This window comes from Gracilibacillus sp. D59, from assembly GCF_052246695.1.
Lineage (GTDB): Bacteria > Bacillota > Bacilli > Bacillales > Amphibacillaceae > Gracilibacillus.
Window position 1 is genome coordinate 116,694 of sequence record NZ_JBQQCK010000012.1, and the last position, 18,278, is coordinate 134,971.

Consider the following 18,278-nt stretch of genomic DNA (forward strand, 5'->3'; position numbering starts at 1 on the left):
AGTAATAAGTAACCCTCTTAGCAAATAGAATTTGAAAATCCAGCTCGTTCACTGAAGGAAAGAGCTGGATTTTATTATGGATTTAAAATAACTTTAATACAATTATCTTTCTTTTGGTTAAAGATTTCATATCCATGAGCTGCTTCATCTAATTGCAGTTTGTGTGTGATGATAGTTCTCGGATCAATCTCACCTTTAACAATTTGCTGATATATAGGTTCCATTAAAGATCTGGCATGTGCTTGTCCCATTTTCAGTTGAACATTTCTTGAGAAAAATGCTCCTAAAGGGAAGAGATTATAATTGCCTCCATAAACACCGGTGATTTGGTAGGTCCCGCATTTCTTAACAGCTTTCGTCGCAATCTGAATTGGCCCGAGAGTCCCGCCTTGGAGCTTCAATTTTTGCTCGACAAACTCTAAAGGGGATTTTTTACCATCCATACCAACACAATCAATTACAACGTCGGCGCCACCTTTTGTGATTTCTTTCAATGTTTCACCCATATCATCATACTCGGTAAAATTGAATACTTCGCTATTATGATGTTTTTTTGCGTGCATTAATCGGTAAGGTATATAATCGACGGCAATGACACGTTCTGCCCCTTTTTGCCAAGCGAATTGCTGTGTCATCAGTCCAACCGGTCCACATCCCAAGACAATGACGGTATCACCTGGTTTGACTCCAGCATTGTCGACACTCCAACGGGCAGTCGGCAGAACATCTGATAAAAATAAAAGAGAGGAGTCATCTAACTCACAATCTTCCGGAATTAAAAAGGGGGTGTAATTTCCGTACGGGACTCGTAAATATTGGGCTTGTCCGCCAGGGTAATTACCAAACTTTTCAGAGTAACCTAAATATCCACCTGAATCATAGTGCGGATTAGCATTGCCACATTGACTTTCATGATGAGATTCACAATAGGGACATTTTCCACAGGCAACGGTAAAGGGGATAACGACGCGGTCCCCTTTTTTTACTTTTGTAACGTCAGGACCTACTTCCTCGATAATTCCCATCGGCTCATGACCAATCTGGTAACCGATAGGAAGAGGGATATTCCCTTGATATAAGTGTAAATCTGAACCACAAATAGCTGTCGATGTGATTCGGACAATGACATCTTCTGAATCCTCGATATCGGGAAAAGAAACTTCTTTTACTGCGATTGAATATTTACCCTGATACGTAACTGCCTTCATCCACTTCACCTCAGTCTTTTTTCTTTTAGGATTCCAATCAGGGTGCTAGTTATACACGACTTATTAAGTGAACTTCCATAGTCCTGCAGGAAGGAAATACCAATTTAAAAAGGTGGATAATTAATGAGTAAATTAAGTAATTGCCTCGATATGATTCAGATAGTAATGACGAAACCGAAAATGAAAATTGACGACTTAGCAGCAGAACTTGAAGTGAAACCTCGTATGTATTTTTATCATATCACTTTTGTCCCAGCCTCTTTAGACAGAAAATATACTCGTCCATCAGATGATTGGGAATTAGTGTTAAAACCAGTTATGATAAAATAGAAAAGCAAAGTAGCAAATGGAGGGTTAGCATATGTCAGTTTTTACAAGAGATGCATTAGAGGGAAGACATACTTTGATCACAGGTGCGACAGGTGGAATAGGCTATGAGACAGCGAAAACTCTTGTGAATATGGGGGCAAAGGTGACCATTACCGGAAGAAATCAGGAAAAACTGATTCTAATTGAAAAGAAATTGCTACAAGGTAACCCAGCAGATCAAATCTGTGTTGTCTCTGCTGATATTACAAAGGAAGCAGATCGAACTCACTTGATCCAGATAGCGGAGGAAAAACATGGGTTTATTTCTGATTTAGTCAATGCAGCTGGTGTTAGTGGAGGATCCACTGTGGAACAACTAGAAAGAGAGGTGATTGAGCAGATCATGGATATCAATTATTTCTCAACCTTTAGTTTGACGAAAGCGATCTATCAGAAAATGATACAAGAAGAAAAAGGTAATATTGTTAATGTTGCCTCATTGTCAGGCCTAAGAGGAACATATGGCAACAGCGCTTATGCTTCCAGTAAATTCGCTATGATTGGCTGGACACAGTCCATGGCATTGGAAGCAATTGAAAACAACATTAGAGTAAATGCAGTATGCCCTGGATTTGTTGAAACGGATATGGCATATACCATCCTTAAGAAAAAAGCAGAGAGAAACAATATATCATATGAACAAGCAGTAGAAAATGCGACAAACAGTATACCATCCGGACGTTTTACTACAGCATTAGAAGTAGCGAATACGATTGCTTTTCTATTAACAGATGCCGCGAAAAATATTGTTGGAGAATCAGTGAAGATTTCTGGCGGGAGTGTTATGAGATAGTAGCGTATTAAATGTTAGTTGAGTTACTTCATCGTTTGTCATTTTGGGAAACGTTTATTAATTTTATATGTGGGGAATAAGGCTATAAATACTAGTTAGCCTGGCAAAGAGAGGTGATTTGAAATGCAAGGCAAACAATTAGCAGGTGAGAAAGCAGTTGAGTACATTCAAAATGGTATGGTAGTAGGATTAGGAACTGGCTCAACTGTAAATGTTGTGTTAAACGAATTAGCAAAAAAAGTGCAAGAGGGTCTAAACATAAAAGGTGTAGCAACATCAAAGTTTACCGAAGAACGAGCAAATGAACGAAAAATTCCTTTAGTTGATGTGGCTGAAATAGAATCGATTGATTTAATGATTGATGGTGCTGACGAGGTAAGTGAGCAATTTGATTTAATTAAAGGAGCAAAAGGTGCACTGCTTCGAGAAAAAATGATAGCCACTAGCTCAAAACGTTTTATTGTAGTGATAAATGAAAATAAATGTGTAAAAAAACTTGGTGCATTCCCTTTACCAGTTGAAATAGTTCCTTACGCATGGAAAGTCACCGTCAACCAGCTCGAACAACTTGAATGCCATCCGAGTATAAGAATGTCAGAAAGTGATATACCTTATCTTACTGACAATGGGAATTATATAGTAGATTGTCATTTTGATACCATTATAGAACCGTCTGTTTTAGCTACTAGAATTAATATGATTCCCGGTGTTGTCGAGAATGGGCTTTTTACAAACTTAGTAGATACCGTTATCATTGGAAAAGAAAAAGGAGAAGTACAAGTAAATCAAAAATAAAGAAATTTTTATAAGTTACCTGAACAGAAGATTTGGAGTGTTTAACAATGCTTATTTTGACAAAGATCAGAAAGTATATATAGCGAATCTAGTTACGACACGACAATTGTTGAGTAAGTAAGATTATTCCATCCCAAGACTTAATCTTGCATTTCACAATAAATTACATACTGGGAAAAATAGTCTGGGCATTAAAAAAGCATGAAGCTCTCTAAATCTTTTCAATATATCGAAGGAGGGTTACTCGTGTACGAAAAAGTAGGAAATTGTTCAGAATGTGATAAAACAGTTTATTGTAATGATGGATTCCTAGATGGGGTTCATGAGGAAGGTAAAGTTTTCTGTTGGCAATGTGCCGAAAACAGAGGAGATAAAAAAGTGAGAGAATAATAAACAATACGAAAATATAGGAATCATAATGCCCAGTAACTCTGGTACCAATTTTGAAATAGTTTGAACTGCTACACATTCGCTCCAGCTGCCAGCTTCCCTTTCCATGGGGTTTTATCTTCAGCTAACTTTTCGTAGCAAAGACCGCTCGGAAAAGCGCATCTTCAGAGAAAACATTCCCGCAGGAGTGAAAGCGGGCAAGCCGTAGCGGTTTTTAAGCATTTACACATGTCAAAATGACCACTTTGATCAATAGTTACACCTCATCAGTTACTACGGATAATCCTTCTTATGTTCATTTTAATTCATTACATTATTCGTCTTTAGAGTGGAAAAAATTGATTTGTCTCACGCCTTTTTTTAACTTCTCTCAGAATGAAGTGGTACCTTCTATAGTAGTTGTATTGAAACCTTTTCCAATTTGAATCGTATATTTATGTAAAAGAATTTTCAAAATCCCATATTAGTGGTGTAGCAGATACTTTATGATAAACTGGAAACTGATTGTCAAAAGTTGTTAACTATAAAATAGTTTAAACCATTGAACAATATAATTTTCCATAACAGAATGAGATGAAGGAAGGTGTTATGAAGTGAAACAATTACCTAAAGATATACAATTCTGTTATCCATGGCGAAGTTACCAAAAGAATGTGCTGGATAATTTGGATCATCATTTGCAAAATAAACATCTTCATTTAATAGCCCCGCCTGGTTCAGGAAAGACAGTACTTGGATTGGAAGTCATGAGAAGGCTTAATAAGGCAACATTAATTGTTGCTCCTACATTAGCAATCCGAAATCAATGGGCAGACAGGTTCACTTCGTTGTTTTTGCAACAGAAGGATCGCCCGGAATGGATTTCTACTGATATCAGAAAACCAGAATTTATAACTATTACCACTTACCAAGGATTATATGCCTTATTACAACATGATGTAGAAAATCATGATATAGAAGAAATGGACGATTTGGAAGAAGAAAAACTATCCATCAAAGATACCGAGAAACAACAAGCAATTGATGCTCTTTTTCAACAAAATTTCCAAACCATTATATTAGATGAAGCTCATCACTTGCGGACCAGTTGGTGGAAAACAACGATTCATTTACGTAATCAGTTAAAGGATCCTGCTGTCGTGGCATTGACTGCAACTCCACCATATGATGTTGGTCAGGCAGAGTGGCAAAAGTATATTGAATTATGTGGTCCGATCGATGAAGAAATTGAAATTGCTGCATTGGTAAAAGAGGGTGATCTCTGTCCGCATCAAGACTACATTTGGATGTCTCCATTAACAGAGAAAGAAAAAGAACCTATCGACATTTTTCACAATGAGGCAGAGCAAATGAAAAAATCCTTGTTGCAAAATCGTTCTTTTCGAGAATTAATAGAGTCACATCCATGGATAGAATCGGAAAATTTAATAGAAGAAAAACTAGCAAACTATCGTTATTTCATTAGTATGATAATGTATTTAAAAGAGATTGATAGTGAAAAATGGGAGATACCCTTTAAAGTAATGGGGGAAAAAGCTAAAAGTTTACCAGCATTTGATTTGGAGTGGGCAGGAGAGTTATTAACATTTTTATTGTATCGAGATAAACATGTTGATCCAAAAGAAACACCATTAGTTGAGATTAGAAAGCAATTATCTGCCATACGGGCCATTGAACGGAGAAAGGTGAAATTAACTGCTACCCAAGCTATGGAGCGACAACTGTTACATAGTACATCCAAATTAGATAGTATTGTTGAAATTGTTCAATTTGAAAAAAGTAAACAGCTAGAGGGATTGCGATTAGTTGTGTTAGCAGATTATATTTATAAAGATGATTTACCTGAAAGCGACACACCATTAAAGCCAATCACTCGTTTAGGTGTTATACCGATTTTTGAAAAATTACGTAGAGAAAATCCCAGTGGTTGTCGTTTAGGTGTTTTAACTGGATCTGTTGTTATTGTACCAAAAGAAGCTATCGATTTATTACATGAAAATGATCTGTCTTTTGTTGCCACTGAATTAGATGTAGATGATCGGTATGTACAAATAAGTTGGAAAGGTGCTTCCCGCCAGGAAATGGTGAAGGTCATCACATTGATTTTCTCAAAAGGTATCATCAATGTATTAATCGGCACAACCGCTTTGTTAGGGGAGGGATGGGATGCCCCAAGTGTTAATACTCTTGTTTTAGCATCCTATGTTGGTAGTTTTATGTTAACCAATCAAATGCGAGGGCGTGCGATTCGGACAGAACCTAGCAATGAACAAAAGGTGGCAAACATTTGGCATTTAGTTTGCGTCGATAGCAGGAGTTTTGATGGTGGATATGACTTTCAATCTTTAAAACGTCGATTCCAGTCATTAAATGGTGTAGATGCTGAGTTAGCACTTATACAATCAGGAATCGGCCGGTTAAGATTATCTTCTCCACCTTTTACTGTCCAAGCGATCAATCACAATAATGCCATGATGGAAAATCGAGCTGCGAATCGCTTAAGGTTATTTGAAAGATGGCGTGAAGCAGTACAAAAAGGTGAAAAGAAAAGAGAAGAAGTGTCAGTAGATAAAGAGGCATTACCGCGACCGTTTGTTTTTCGGAATACATTAAAATCTCTAATTGTAATACTACTCTCCATATTAATCAGTACATTACAAGCTATCGGGGAAGAGGCTTATTATCGGTCATGGGATGAATTAATTGGCATGCTAATAATTGGATTTATTATTGGGGTCATTATTGCTATACCGTGGTGGTGGAAAGCATTACGAATTATTCTATTCAATGGAACGATAGAGTCTCGTATGAATCGGGTGACAGAGGTTGTTTATTCCACTCTCTTTGAAATGGGAGAAGTAAACACACCAATCGACCAAAATAAAATTATCTCTGAAAAAAAACAAGATGGAAGTGTGTATTGTTATCTGGAACAAGGTAGTACATTTGAACAGAAGCTGGTTCTATCATCCATTCAGGAACTGGTAGATCCGATAGAGAACCCTCGATATATATTACACCGGAAATCAGGCAAGAAATTTTGGGTGCGTCATGATTATCATGCTATACCGCAAGAAATTGGCCGGCGAAAAGAATATGTAGAGCTTTTCCTAGAAAAGTGGAATAAAAAAGTCGGAAAAGCTGAAATGATTTACACGCGAACACCAGAAGGAAGAAAAGCCTTACTTAGAGCGAGAATCCGGGCTATGTCGAACACATTCATCTCTAAATCTGAACGGAAAAGCATCTGGAAATAATATGGTTATTATATAATTACCATGGACAGTTATGAAAGAAAAATTATAACATCATGATTGAATATGATGTAAAAAGACCTTAACAACTATGAAAATTTCTGTTTGGAAACTACTGATGGTTTCTATATTTCACTGATAATGGTTAAAATGGTGGATTCTTTATCAAGGTGCTACCTGTCTGTAAGATCCCACTTCAAGCTTCAAGTAACACAAGGATAAGTTTAGGGATAACAGACGCTAACACCCTGATAAGTTTCGCTAATGATCAGTAGTATTTATTTGAAATCTTGGCTAAATGTGCATACATGCTGATTTCTTATACGATTTATTTGATGCCGGAGGTAGTGAAATCGTTTGAGTTAATGGAAGTAGGCAGAGAAAATGAGGTAAATCTGCCATTTCCTTTTCATGGAAGATTTCACTCTAATCCACCTGCATGGGAAGAAGTTCATATCCATGATTGGATTAAGGGGACAAGGGAAATACATCTTTAACCTTGTCGGCAATCATACGTAATTAAGTAATCAAACATCAGATTTTATGTACAAGTTTTAATATGTATTTTTTTGTTCAGTATAAACTTTTAAATCATAATCTTTATCTCTGACTGTAGCAAACATTATTTTCTCTATCTGATCATATCCTTGTGAGATAAGTTCTCTTTTTAACCAGTGCTTATCTTTATTAATCATAGTTAAATTATTATGTTGAATTTCACCTTCCACAACTACTATAATAGGTAATCCTGTATCATCTACACTTATACCTAAATGGCTAGGCGTTAAAAATACCTTGTCTTTTTTTGGTAAAATACTAATTTCTCCATTAGGCTCGAGGATCGCATAGTCTACCTCACTAATATCAAAATAACCAGCAGTACGAATGGCAGACAAAAGTTCCATTAATGTAAAATGGCTACTTCTTAAATTCTCAATATTTATCTTCCCATTTCTAATTAAAAAAGTTGATTCACCAATAAGAAGCTTATCTAACTTATTCCAAAGGCTCAATTTTGAAATCGTTAAATAAAGGATTATGATTGTAATTACTCCTACAATTCCCTGTGTGATTCCTTCTATCTCTAAGGAACCAAAAAGAATATATGCTAAAAATAGTATTGCTCCAAAGTCATGTGGGGTAAGTTGCGCTAATGCGATTTTACCCAAAATTCGTATAGCTACTACATAAATAATAAATAGAATAATTATTTTTCCGATAAATATAAACACAATAGATGACACCCTTTAATAGAAGTCTTACCATATTGTTTCTATAATAGTTTGCAATAAACTGTATTACTCATACGTTATATTTGTTAATGTCATTTAAGAAAATCAATATTAATTGATAAACTTGCATCTCCATAATAATTTTCCATTAAAACACGATATTGTATGCTAAATAGCACAACGTATATATAAATATTTTGCATATATTTTGTAACATAAGCTGATACGTTGAATAGTTTAAGTATGAATAACATAATTGGGAGTGATATCATGTATCAGCAACAAGAACCATATCATCAATCTAATCCGCACCATGAAAATCTCTATGGTCAGTCGATGGGGAATCAACACATGGATTCTAACTACCATAAAAAACAAATCCATGAAGTATGTAAAAATTACCATCTATACTTTATGCAATTTCAAACAATGGAAGGGGATACGGTTGAGGGTATAATTGAAGATATTGATGAGGACAGTGTAATCATACTCATTCCAAGTGGAGATATGGAAAGAGTGGACGAAACTGAACGCCAATATGGATATGGTTATGGATATGGTTACCCTAGAAGATTTCGTCGCTTTAGACGACATAGGCTACCATTTCTCCTAATACGACGTTTGCTTTTCCCATATTTTTATTATTATTAATTGTTTCCTTAAGCTTATCTTTGGACATAAATACCTCTATCTTAATTGATAAGAGGTGTTTTTTTAGGGGAAATATTTTATATTTAAATTATTATATGCAACATTTTATAATGCGGATGGGTGGTTGAATGAAGAAGGATTTAGAATAAAGAATAAAACCAACTCATTTAGCAATATCTAAATATAACTGATTAATCGATTATATTGGAAATCAGTAGTTTTATGATTAAATACCAACCGCAACGTACTTATTAATTTTGATGGTATTGCAAGAAAAGGTGTGATGAGAATCTGCAGCTAAAAGAATGAAAATGGGACAAAAATCCTGTCCTTTTGTCCCAAAGAAAAAATTATAAAATGTCCGTAACTGTTTACGAGGCGATGAAATACTAGGCGAGTTAAAGAATCGCTCTACGTTTTTTTAACATTTTTTAAGATGATTATAAAAATAACTAAAAATAACGCACTAATCAAGTAGAAAAAACTTACGTTTGGTACGAATTGGATAAATAAACCACCAATAGATGGACCAATTAAACTTCCAAAGCTGAAAAATACTCCACACAAAAGATTTCCAGTTGGTAACAGTTCTTTAGGCGTCAGATCGGTCATGTAGGTTATTCCTAAAGAAAACATCGATCCGACAAACATTCCAACTAAAAATAAGCAGACAAATAATCCATAGAAAGATTGCTCTACGATTCCTGCAGCTGAAAAACAGATAAATCCTAACAGCAGTACAGCTACTAATATTTTTTTGCGTCCAAGCTTGTCACTTAGCATGCCCAATGGTAGCTGAAAGGCGATAGCACCTATCGCAAATGCGAATAATAAAGCTGAAACATTATGAACCTCGATACCGATTCGAAGAGCATAAACAGGAAAGTTTCCATTGAGTGATGTTTCTAAAAAACCATAAGCAAACGGTGGTAAAAAAGCAATCCATGCATATTTCCATGTCTGTGCAAACCGTTTAAACGTATTTTTGAACGAGCTCAACTCTATATCCTGTTCTGGTAATTCATTCCTCAGCGTAAACAAAAATAGCCAACCAATAATACTTAATCCCGATGCGAGCATGAATGGCAAGCTTTCATTAATATTAACGAGCGGCACCATTAATGGTCCAATGGCAAAACCAATTCCAAAGAATAAACCATAAACTGCAATATTTCTTCCTCTTTTATCTTCTGGTGAAAATGCAGTAATCCAGGTTTGAGCACCAAAATTCAGTGCATGATCACCGATTCCAATCAACAAGCGTAATAAAAACCAGAACCAAAATGTTTGCCAAAATGGAAACAATGCCAGTGAAATCAGTACTAGCAGTCCACCTGTTATAATAAGCGGTTTGTATCCGTATTTTCTTAACGGCTGTTCCATAAAAGGGGAAGCTAACAAAATACCGATGTATAATCCTGTTGCGTTAACTCCGTTTAAAAAAGAAGACACACCATTGCTTTCAAAAATGACTGCAATTAATGGCAAAAGCATCCCTTGGCTAAAACCAGAAACAGCAACAATACTAACTAATATCCAAAAACGAAATTGATTCTTTTTCATAATTATCCCTTCACTTTCTAAACTTACAGATAAACATCATACACTAAAAGACAACTAAAATGAAACCATTTGTTTCATTGAGTTTTTAATGGTGCTAATCATAAGTAAAACCCCCAAAGATGGAAGTCTCACTTTATCTATATTCTCAAGTTCCAAAACTGGAATTGAATTAACAGCTGTTGTATCATGAATATGTTGTAATTTAAAGGAAAGTAAAGAGGCGATAGAATGAAAGACATAGGATTGGTTTTAGAAGGTGGAGGAAGCAGAGGAGTTTATACAGGTGGGGTTTTACAGTATTTAATGGAGCATGAGGTTTACATACCTTATGTGATCGGTGTCTCAGCTGGAGCTTGTAATGGCTCATCCTATATTTCCCGGCAAATCGAACGCAATAAAACGGTTAATATAGATTATGTCCGCCACCCAGAGTATCTTTCATTTCGAAATTGGCTTACCAAACGAGAACTGTTCGGAATGGATTTTCTGTTTGATAAGTTACCAAATGACTTGGTGCCGTTTGATTACGAAACATTTAACGTAGCAACCGAAGAGTTTGTTGTTGGTGTAACAGATTGTAAAACGGGGAATCCGTTGTTTTATCACAAATCAAGTTATGCGAACGATATGCTTACACTTCTTCGTGCTTCAAGTTCACTTCCGATGGTTGCACCAGTTGTACAATATGATAATCTAGCTTTAATGGATGGAGGTATTTCAGCTCCTATTCCAATCAAACAATCAATGAAAGATGGTAACAGAAAAAATGTAGTGATCTTAACGAGAAACAGAGGCTATTACAAAAAGCCACAATCCATCAATTGGTACATAAGAAGAAAATATCGGGATTATCCTGGCTTACTCCAAGCCTTAGAAAAAAGACATATTGAATATAACGAAACAATCAACTTCTTGTACGAAGAAGAGAAAAAAGGAAATGTTTTCATCATTTCACCGACAGAGAAATTAACTGTCGGACGAATTGAAAAAAACAAGAAAAAATTAATGGATTTATATCAAAAGGGCTATAAAGATGTTGAAAATCTTGGGGAAGCATTAAAGGAATTTTTAGCTTCCTGAAATTTCTGTCTCAAATATACGTAAAATACTATGATTATGTAGGGTTAACCGTGATATTCAAAAATAATTAATGAAAATTCTCAATATAGTGAAACTTCCTTCCATTCTTTTGTGAATGAATAAAACCGTCCCCGATAATAAATGCTCCTTTTCCATGAGGAGGAGTATTAAATTGCATATATCAAGTTGGAATAAGAACCGGGTGAGTTACCTGGTTCTTATTCCACATAGTCCTCATCCATATAGATCAATTCCCAAATATGACCATCTAAGTCTTGAAAACTCCATCCATACATAAAGCCATGGTCTTGCTTTTCATTCGCATGGCTTCCACCAGCTTCTATAGCCTTATTTACCAATTCATCCACTTGTTCTCGACTTTCTGCAGATAATGCGACTAGAACTTCGGTAGCTTTTGTAGCGTTTACAATTTCTTTTTGAGTAAAATCTTTAAATCGATTTTCTTCTAACAGCATAACAAAGATATTATCATTTACTATCATGCATGTTGTTGTTTCATCTGTAAATTGTGGATTAAATTCAAAACCTAATGCACTAAAGAACTCTACAGATTTTTTTAAATTCTTGATTGGTAAGTTTACAAAAATATTATTTGATTTAAAACTCATTTTCTTCACCTTGCTTGATATGTTTCTTTCATTTTACTTTAGATGGCAAAAAGAAATTTCTTATATATTGCTATATTTTTGAATAAGGAAGATTAGTGGTTACTTATGAAAAGCTTTAGGTTGATTATTGCATAAAAGGGAACATTTAAATCAAAAAATGTTTGTCGGGACATGCATTTATGTTCTTGATTGGTGGGGTATGTTATAATAGCATTGGATAATGTTCTTTTAGGGAAGGTCGGCTAATCTCCGGTGAAAGGGGGTGATGCCTCTGGGGATGTATGAAAGTTTCATGGTGTTGTTTAGTTTTGGAACTTTCTTGATTGCATTACTCGCCTTGATCATATCGATGATCAATCGCAAATAGACCTCCCTAATTTACCCTGACAAGTGACTAGGTGAGGTCTATCGCTAAGATGGCCGAACCCTTTCTGGGGGAACCACTTATCCAAAACCCACAGTCACCGCTGTGGGTTTTTAGTATCAGTATATGCATTTCCTAATTTCATTATAGCAATACTTCGTTAAATTGTCACCAATTCTGCTACTATATCGGGCAGATAGGCAATTAAAAATAACATAAGCAAAATGAGAAAACCGTAATGATTATAAGTTTGATAGTAGAATTATATAGCCTAGGAGACCAATACATGCATTTTCATTCAGTACATTTTAACGTTTTTCTGAAAGAAGTCTCCCTCTTCAAGCGTGTGAAGGGTGTAGCCCAATGGTAAGGGGGAGATCAATGTCGGTTGGGTGTAAGCCCAAAGCTTTTTCTTTTGGTTTTTTCTTTGTTAAAAGCCTAAGGATTGATATAACAATGAAATGAGATAGTAATAACCATTCAGTATTCTTAATGTATTATCACCTTGTATTGGTGCTGAAATATAGAAGGAACGTTATAGCAATGGAAAATAATGAGCTGATCTTACTTGATTCAATTATGTGAAGAGTGGGGTATAATACAAAATAAGTAATGAAACAATTTACTTCTGTAGAATGGAGAGTTGCTGAATGAAATACGTAATAATTGGTGGAGTAGCAGCAGGGATGAGCGCTGCAATGGAAATTTCCCGAACAGATGGATCGGCTAAAATAACGGTGTTGGAGCGTGGTGAAGATTATTCCTATGGACAGTGCGGGCTCCCGTATGTAATCAACGGACAGGTCCCATCTACCGAAGATGTTATTGCTAGGACTGTCCAAACGTTTAGAGAACGATATGGTATAGATGCAAGAGTACATACTAAAGTAACAAAAATCGATATAGAAAATCAACAAGTAATTGGAATCCATCTTGATTCGAAGCAAGACTTTACTTTAAAATATGACCGATTATTAATTGCGACAGGTTCTGATCCAATTTTGCCGGAATGGCCTGGAATTAATTTAGAAGGAATCCACACATTGAAAACGTTAAAAGATACTAACGGGCTTGTGGATGATATAACGGAAGAGGTTAAACATGTCACGATTGTAGGGGCTGGTTATATCGGGCTAGAGATGGCTGAGATCTTTCGATCGATTGGAAAAAAGGTAACGCTAATTCAAAGAGGCGATCAATTAGCGAAGATATTTGATCAAGATATGTCAAAATTGATTGAGGAAAAAGCAGTATACAATCAAGTCGACGTTAAATTGGAGGAGGAAGTGACAGGGTTTTCTGGTGAAAAACGTGTGAAATCAGTTATCACTAATAAAGGAACATATGCAACTGATTTAGTTCTGGTAAGTGCAGGAGTTAATCCGAATACCGAATTTTTAAAGGATACTGGGATTCAAATGAATCGAGAAGGCGCGATTCTTGTTAATGCCTATATGGAAACTTCGATTTCAAACGTTTATGCTGCAGGCGATTGTGCTACACATTATCATATAATCAAACAATTAGATGACTACATCCCTTTAGGTACAACTTCGAATAAACAAGGTAGAATTGCTGGGGCTAACATGGCTGGAAATCCGATTACGTTTAAAGGAATAGTTGGAACCTCCATTATCAAATTCTTTGATTTAGCTTTAGGACGAACCGGTATAACTGAAACAGAAGCTAAAAGGTTGAACATCCACTATAAGATTGAAACTAGAGAAGACACTGATCATGCAGGGTATTATCCGGGAGTAGAAACGCTTCATACAAAGTTGATTTTCCATCAAAAAACTGGTCAATTATTAGGTGGTCAGATCATCGGAAAGAAAGGCGTTGATAAACGTATTGACGTACTTGCAACTGCTTTATATAATCGAATGACTATCCAGCAACTCCAAGACCTCGACCTTGCATATGCACCACCTTATAACAGTGTATGGGACCCACTTCAAAAGATCTCCCGTAAGACCTAATTGAACAAACATCTTGCTTATGCAAGTAAAAGACTTCCACTAAACTGGAAGTCTTTTAGTAAGACGATTATAATGTTGCAAACAAAACATAAACCGTGAAGTTAGATTTACTTTACCAAGTTAGTTGAGGCCGTTCCCCTGGAAAGATGGTGTTTTTCCATAGCGACGAACAAGCACTTATCATTAATAAGAATGGAAGTAAGTCGCCTTATAAGAGTATTTACTAGTTCGTAGCATTATTATCTAGTGAGAATAAGGTTCATTCTGGTTTTCTTATTAGGTAGCATTTATTTACTCATTGGACCTTTAGCGAGTATAGCAAGTTCGATCTTTTCCAATGATTCACAATATTCCTCATAAATGGCTCCATTTATTTTGGAAGGATCTTTTTGTAAATAATGAATCACTTTCCAATCGCTATACCAATCGCCATGTTCCGAGGGTTTCTGTTCTACATTCTTCCATGCGTGTTCTAATGTAGGACTGTACAAACGATTTGCTCCTGGTTTTAACTGGCAAGCTTTCAAACTTTCCTGGAAAGGCACATCAGGAGGTGACTCGTTGATGTTATTAAAAATATGTGGCCAGTAGTCTTTCCTTGATCCAGAATGTGGTTGCTTTAGTGCCATTTCATAAATATCTGAAAAGAACTCATCATCAAATAACAATTGATATAATCGTTTTCCTAAAAGAATCCGGTCTTTTAAAGAAGCGAATTGATGAACGGATTGGCCAATCAATTTAACTTCCTTTCCATCGGAAAAAGGGAACAGTATTTGATTCAATTGTAAGATTTCCTGCAACTTAAACTCCAGTGACTCCAGTAATGTAGCCTGATAATCCTTATTTTGAATCACTCTGTCTTCAATATAATTTTGTTCGTTGATAATAAGTGCGACAGTTATCAAGTTACTATCTCTCGTTTGATAATAGTGATCCCACATAACTTTCATAAAATAGGATACACCAAATTGCCGAAGTAAATAGAAGTAATTTTGATTCTTTCTGAGACTTTCTTCATATAATAATAATTGAGGAAATGCATCTTGAAAAATCAACCAATTACTCCGTTCTAAAAAAGCAAAAAAATATTCCTGCTGCTCTTTTGACATGAGACGTGACAGTAGACTCCCTTTCAAGTCTGTCATATTCCACCCGGCATTACGTGACACCATGTGTGCCAAAAATGCCCATTCAATGTCAGGGTATTTTTTAAAAAAGTCCAAATATGCTTGTGTTCTTGTAATGTTGTTAATATTATTCTTCTTTGTCCTCTCCTTGATAGATTGTACCAGTTCTACTTCATGGTCTGTTAGATTGTTATAATCCGTCTCTTTTTGTTGGAGGGCTTTTTTGATTGGCTTCAGTTCAGTTGGCAAATTTTTAAAAAGGTCAAATATTCGTGATTCCTCCTTTATCATTTTTATAGTAGGTTATGTATACATACTATTATGTTTACTATATATCATCGGATTTATGCAAAATCGTTATAAGTAAGGGTTTTAGTAAATCATTCTTATTTTCTAAATGATCAGTGTTTGTATAAGCAAAAAATTAACGAGATTCAGGATCAGCATGTTCCCCATTTAAAGTTATCAAGCGAAATACATAACGGATATAAAAAAGACTCTTCTATATTTGATAGAAGAAGTCTTAATAATGTACAGTTTATCGACATGTATTTATATTTACTTACTATTAAGTGCATACGTGAAACTACACCCAGATAACAATCTTTAACCAAAAAATAAGTCCAAAATGTTGGATCCAGCAGTAACTTGTTTATTATAAAATTCCGAATAACCACAGTCTTCACAATATACAACAAGAAAACGATTATTTTGCACATCAAACATTTTGGAAAGACCTGTTCCAGTCATCGCTACTTCTTTTTGAGCTGCTCTAGTACTTCCACATTTAATACAACCATTTTGCTTCATTTTTAAATCCTCCTAAGTTTCCAATTAGTTATAATTTTTAACAAGTATTCTATAATTATTTACGAACCAACCTTAAAAAATGTTTCAAATTTGAATCACTTAATAGTTGTAAAATATACATTGAAAAATATGAAAATCAATTTTTATTCAAAAAATGGAAAAGAATCATTTGCTATTGGCAAGCACTCAGCCATAAATTGTACAACCATTAATAAACTTACTTTATAAGAAAAGCCTCTTGTCAAGTATGAAATGGATTTGCCAAGCATAAGCTTTAGTAAGTGATTTTTGGAACATTAGTCATAAAATCAACATTTATTCGACATTGTAAGCATCTTCTTTATTTAGAAAGGGTGTGAATATAGGTGGACAAAGAGACACTCGGTATTTCGATCTTGGTAGGGGTTCTCCTGTTATTCATATTGTTCGTTTACATTCAAAGCTTGCGGAGTTTTAGTAATAAAGAGGATAATCGCTTTAATGAAAATTTGTACCAATATCGAAAAACATTATATTTCCTGTTTGTTTTATCAGTCGGTATTTTGTGGATAATAGACATAATTTCCATAGTCGATTGGGAAATGCTAGTGATACTGGCTGGGATGGTTATATTCATTGATATATTTGTTTTTTCCACTCCAACAATTAAAAAGATATGGAGGGCAGAATTCCAATCCTATGATCCTTTGAAAACATATATACAAGAAAATAGTTATATAGAAGAAAAACAACAGGATAAGTTAAATTATTTCTCCCAATTGATACAAGTCGCCCCTTTTGTCAAATCAGATATTGACAAGAAACAGCTCGATTTCCCAGACTCACTAGGTTTATTTCTCAATTATTATGCTGATACGTTTGGTTTACGTGTTCATCTTTATGAAGTTAAAACAGAAAATATAGAGTGTGAACCTATCGATGTTTTTATCAATACGATTCAAACAGTAAAACAGACACATACCTTGGATTGGGAAAGTATGGTGGACAACTTAACGATCGATAATGAGAAGAGTAGTCTCACGGAAAGCTTTATTGTCGAAACATTATGGAATGGAGATATCGTGGCATTGGATCGAGAAGAAAAACACGGTAAAGGAATGGCTCATATATGTCCAATTTTCGTCAGAGAGAATCATACGTTTATTTTATTTATAGAAGAGATTCATCAAAGGATTTATGAAATGGATGCCCTGTTTCTTACCAATCTTGCTTTCCTTTTCTGTTTTCTTGAAGATCAAAATTTAGTGAAAAATTAAAGATAAGAGTAATAAATAAAGAGTTTTCCTCGTAAAATGGTGAAGAGTATCTTAAAATCAAGGTATTTTAAGAATGATGGTACAAAGAAGTTGTGAAGGAGGAAGTTTGGTGACTCAGAGAATTATAGAATTCAAGTCAAATTTAGCTAGAAGTAAGGAACTTAATCCAGGTAACTCGAATATATTGTATCAAGAAATAACTCCTTTACGTGATATCCTAAGTCGTAAGAAATCGCCAATAACACAAATAGCCAAAACCTCTAAAACTCGATACACGAAAGACCTGGAGAGGCTCCGGCAAAAAGCATTAGATATGTTGTAAATTATAAGCGACCTTTTCTTTCTGACTGAGTGATAAGGGAGATGGGTTGTATTTTTTTGTACTATCAATAGTATTAACCATTGTTGTTGATAGTATAAAAAAATCAAGGTTATCGCCAATAATTAGCGATAAGCCAAGTTTGTCTTAAAGAATATAATGTGATTAGCATGGAGATTGATGAGGAGAGATGGAATTCATGACTAAAATCAAAAACGAAGGCACCAAACTCATCAAACGTAAAAAATTTCCCAAAATTACACAATGGAAAGGGAAGACAAGACAAGAGAAACGTCATCAGGCTATGTTAAATAGGGTAAAGAAATGGCAAAAAGATGATAGCACTTATTTATAATGTATTATACTAATATTGGGTTTTTAAGAAGAAATAAAGGAGTAGGAGTGCTGTAGTTAAACAAGTAAATAATCGGAATATAGTAAAACACTTGGATGAAA

18 protein-coding genes and 1 pseudogene are annotated in these 18,278 nt (G+C 35.0%); 13 read left to right on the forward strand and 6 right to left on the reverse strand.

Annotation, left to right across the window (positions count from 1 at the left end; all coding sequences use genetic code 11):
* Positions 1–74: 74 nt before the first annotated feature.
* Positions 75–1,208 carry a zinc-dependent alcohol dehydrogenase gene (locus ACTWP4_RS18100; RefSeq protein ID WP_443130187.1) on the reverse strand — a complete coding sequence of 378 codons (1,134 nt, stop codon included), beginning with the start codon at positions 1,206–1,208 and terminating at the stop codon, positions 75–77.
* 123 nt (positions 1,209–1,331) lie between these two features.
* Between ACTWP4_RS18100 and ACTWP4_RS18105 the strand changes: the two genes are divergently transcribed.
* The 5 genes from ACTWP4_RS18105 to ACTWP4_RS18125 all read left to right on the forward strand — a co-directional run bounded on the left by ACTWP4_RS18105 (position 1,332) and on the right by ACTWP4_RS18125 (position 6,812).
* Positions 1,332–1,538 (forward strand): hypothetical protein, encoded by a 207-nt coding sequence (locus ACTWP4_RS18105; protein WP_443130188.1) that lies wholly within the window; start codon positions 1,332–1,334, stop codon positions 1,536–1,538.
* 31 nt (positions 1,539–1,569) lie between these two features.
* Entirely contained in the window at positions 1,570–2,370 is an 801-nt protein-coding gene (locus ACTWP4_RS18110; RefSeq protein ID WP_443130189.1) for an SDR family NAD(P)-dependent oxidoreductase, read from the forward strand.
* Positions 2,371–2,493: 123 nt separating this feature from the next.
* On the forward strand, positions 2,494–3,165 hold the full coding sequence (rpiA, locus tag ACTWP4_RS18115; protein WP_443130190.1) for a ribose-5-phosphate isomerase RpiA: 672 nt from the start codon (positions 2,494–2,496) through the stop codon (positions 3,163–3,165).
* 246 nt (positions 3,166–3,411) lie between these two features.
* Positions 3,412–3,555, forward strand: coding sequence for a hypothetical protein (locus ACTWP4_RS18120; RefSeq protein WP_443130191.1), 144 nt, complete (start codon positions 3,412–3,414; stop codon positions 3,553–3,555).
* A gap of 593 nt (positions 3,556–4,148) precedes the next feature.
* Complete coding sequence (locus ACTWP4_RS18125) at positions 4,149–6,812, forward strand: DEAD/DEAH box helicase family protein (protein WP_443130192.1); 2,664 nt, start codon at positions 4,149–4,151, stop codon at positions 6,810–6,812.
* A gap of 551 nt (positions 6,813–7,363) precedes the next feature.
* On the opposite strand, the gene ACTWP4_RS18130 is transcribed toward ACTWP4_RS18125, so the two are convergent.
* Positions 7,364–8,041 (reverse strand): DUF421 domain-containing protein, encoded by a 678-nt coding sequence (locus ACTWP4_RS18130; RefSeq protein WP_443130193.1) that lies wholly within the window; start codon positions 8,039–8,041, stop codon positions 7,364–7,366.
* A 270-nt stretch (positions 8,042–8,311) separates the two neighbouring features.
* Here ACTWP4_RS18130 and ACTWP4_RS18135 point away from each other — a divergent pair, with 270 nt between their 5' ends.
* Positions 8,312–8,692 carry a hypothetical protein gene (locus tag ACTWP4_RS18135; RefSeq protein WP_443130194.1) on the forward strand — a complete coding sequence of 127 codons (381 nt, stop codon included), beginning with the start codon at positions 8,312–8,314 and terminating at the stop codon, positions 8,690–8,692.
* 411 nt (positions 8,693–9,103) lie between these two features.
* Here ACTWP4_RS18135 and ACTWP4_RS18140 read toward each other — a convergent pair whose 3' ends face one another.
* Positions 9,104–10,255, reverse strand: coding sequence for an MFS transporter (locus ACTWP4_RS18140; RefSeq protein ID WP_443130195.1), 1,152 nt, complete (start codon positions 10,253–10,255; stop codon positions 9,104–9,106).
* Between the two features lie 228 nt (positions 10,256–10,483).
* On the opposite strand from ACTWP4_RS18140, the gene ACTWP4_RS18145 reads away from it, so the two are divergent.
* Entirely contained in the window at positions 10,484–11,335 is an 852-nt protein-coding gene (locus ACTWP4_RS18145; RefSeq protein WP_443130196.1) for a patatin-like phospholipase family protein, read from the forward strand.
* 218 nt (positions 11,336–11,553) lie between these two features.
* On the opposite strand, the gene ACTWP4_RS18150 is transcribed toward ACTWP4_RS18145, so the two are convergent.
* On the reverse strand, positions 11,554–11,964 hold the full coding sequence (locus ACTWP4_RS18150; RefSeq protein WP_443130197.1) for a VOC family protein: 411 nt from the start codon (positions 11,962–11,964) through the stop codon (positions 11,554–11,556).
* 292 nt (positions 11,965–12,256) lie between these two features.
* Between ACTWP4_RS18150 and ACTWP4_RS18155 the strand changes: the two genes are divergently transcribed.
* The 3 genes and pseudogenes from ACTWP4_RS18155 (at position 12,257) to ACTWP4_RS18165 (ending at position 14,307) form a co-directional block, all read left to right on the forward strand.
* Positions 12,257–12,331: a putative holin-like toxin gene (locus tag ACTWP4_RS18155; protein WP_232728562.1), complete on the forward strand. Its 75-nt coding sequence runs from the start codon at positions 12,257–12,259 to the stop codon at positions 12,329–12,331.
* A 462-nt stretch (positions 12,332–12,793) separates the two neighbouring features.
* Positions 12,794–12,868: pseudogene (locus tag ACTWP4_RS18160) on the forward strand (IS200/IS605 family transposase); the annotation flags it as partial.
* Positions 12,869–12,978: 110 nt separating this feature from the next.
* Complete coding sequence (locus tag ACTWP4_RS18165) at positions 12,979–14,307, forward strand: CoA-disulfide reductase (RefSeq protein WP_443130198.1); 1,329 nt, start codon at positions 12,979–12,981, stop codon at positions 14,305–14,307.
* Between the two features lie 287 nt (positions 14,308–14,594).
* On the opposite strand, the gene ACTWP4_RS18170 is transcribed toward ACTWP4_RS18165, so the two are convergent.
* Together ACTWP4_RS18170 and ACTWP4_RS18175 are read right to left on the reverse strand one after the other, a co-directional pair.
* Positions 14,595–15,725, reverse strand: coding sequence for a DUF2515 domain-containing protein (locus ACTWP4_RS18170; protein ID WP_443130208.1), 1,131 nt, complete (start codon positions 15,723–15,725; stop codon positions 14,595–14,597).
* A 318-nt stretch (positions 15,726–16,043) separates the two neighbouring features.
* Positions 16,044–16,247: a zinc ribbon domain-containing protein gene (locus ACTWP4_RS18175; protein WP_443130199.1), complete on the reverse strand. Its 204-nt coding sequence runs from the start codon at positions 16,245–16,247 to the stop codon at positions 16,044–16,046.
* 365 nt (positions 16,248–16,612) lie between these two features.
* On the opposite strand from ACTWP4_RS18175, the gene ACTWP4_RS18180 reads away from it, so the two are divergent.
* The 3 genes from ACTWP4_RS18180 to ACTWP4_RS18190 all read left to right on the forward strand — a co-directional run bounded on the left by ACTWP4_RS18180 (position 16,613) and on the right by ACTWP4_RS18190 (position 18,177).
* The gene (locus ACTWP4_RS18180; protein WP_443130200.1) at positions 16,613–17,503 is read left to right on the forward strand and encodes a type II toxin-antitoxin system SpoIISA family toxin; all 891 of its coding nucleotides are present in this window, start codon (positions 16,613–16,615) and stop codon (positions 17,501–17,503) included.
* A 109-nt stretch (positions 17,504–17,612) separates the two neighbouring features.
* The gene (locus ACTWP4_RS18185; protein ID WP_443130201.1) at positions 17,613–17,825 is read left to right on the forward strand and encodes a hypothetical protein; all 213 of its coding nucleotides are present in this window, start codon (positions 17,613–17,615) and stop codon (positions 17,823–17,825) included.
* Positions 17,826–18,021: 196 nt separating this feature from the next.
* Complete coding sequence (locus tag ACTWP4_RS18190; protein WP_443130202.1) at positions 18,022–18,177, forward strand: hypothetical protein; 156 nt, start codon at positions 18,022–18,024, stop codon at positions 18,175–18,177.
* Positions 18,178–18,278: the final 101 nt, after the last annotated feature.

Excerpts from the sequence above, each read along its gene's own strand:
- ACTWP4_RS18150 (WP_443130197.1), bottom strand. The coding sequence starts at position 11,964 with ATGAGTTTTAAATCAAATAATATTTTTGTAAACTTACCAATCAAGAAT.
- ACTWP4_RS18140 (WP_443130195.1), bottom strand. The coding sequence starts at position 10,255 with ATGAAAAAGAATCAATTTCGTTTTTGGATATTAGTTAGTATTGTTGCT.
- ACTWP4_RS18190 (WP_443130202.1), top strand. The coding sequence starts at position 18,022 with ATGACTAAAATCAAAAACGAAGGCACCAAACTCATCAAACGTAAAAAA.
- ACTWP4_RS18105 (WP_443130188.1), top strand. The coding sequence starts at position 1,332 with ATGAGTAAATTAAGTAATTGCCTCGATATGATTCAGATAGTAATGACG.
- ACTWP4_RS18145 (WP_443130196.1), top strand. The coding sequence starts at position 10,484 with ATGAAAGACATAGGATTGGTTTTAGAAGGTGGAGGAAGCAGAGGAGTT.
- ACTWP4_RS18110 (WP_443130189.1), top strand. The coding sequence starts at position 1,570 with ATGTCAGTTTTTACAAGAGATGCATTAGAGGGAAGACATACTTTGATC.
- ACTWP4_RS18135 (WP_443130194.1), top strand. The coding sequence starts at position 8,312 with ATGTATCAGCAACAAGAACCATATCATCAATCTAATCCGCACCATGAA.
- rpiA (WP_443130190.1), top strand. The coding sequence starts at position 2,494 with ATGCAAGGCAAACAATTAGCAGGTGAGAAAGCAGTTGAGTACATTCAA.
- ACTWP4_RS18100 (WP_443130187.1), bottom strand. The coding sequence starts at position 1,208 with ATGAAGGCAGTTACGTATCAGGGTAAATATTCAATCGCAGTAAAAGAA.
- ACTWP4_RS18165 (WP_443130198.1), top strand. The coding sequence starts at position 12,979 with ATGAAATACGTAATAATTGGTGGAGTAGCAGCAGGGATGAGCGCTGCA.
- ACTWP4_RS18175 (WP_443130199.1), bottom strand. The coding sequence starts at position 16,247 with ATGAAGCAAAATGGTTGTATTAAATGTGGAAGTACTAGAGCAGCTCAA.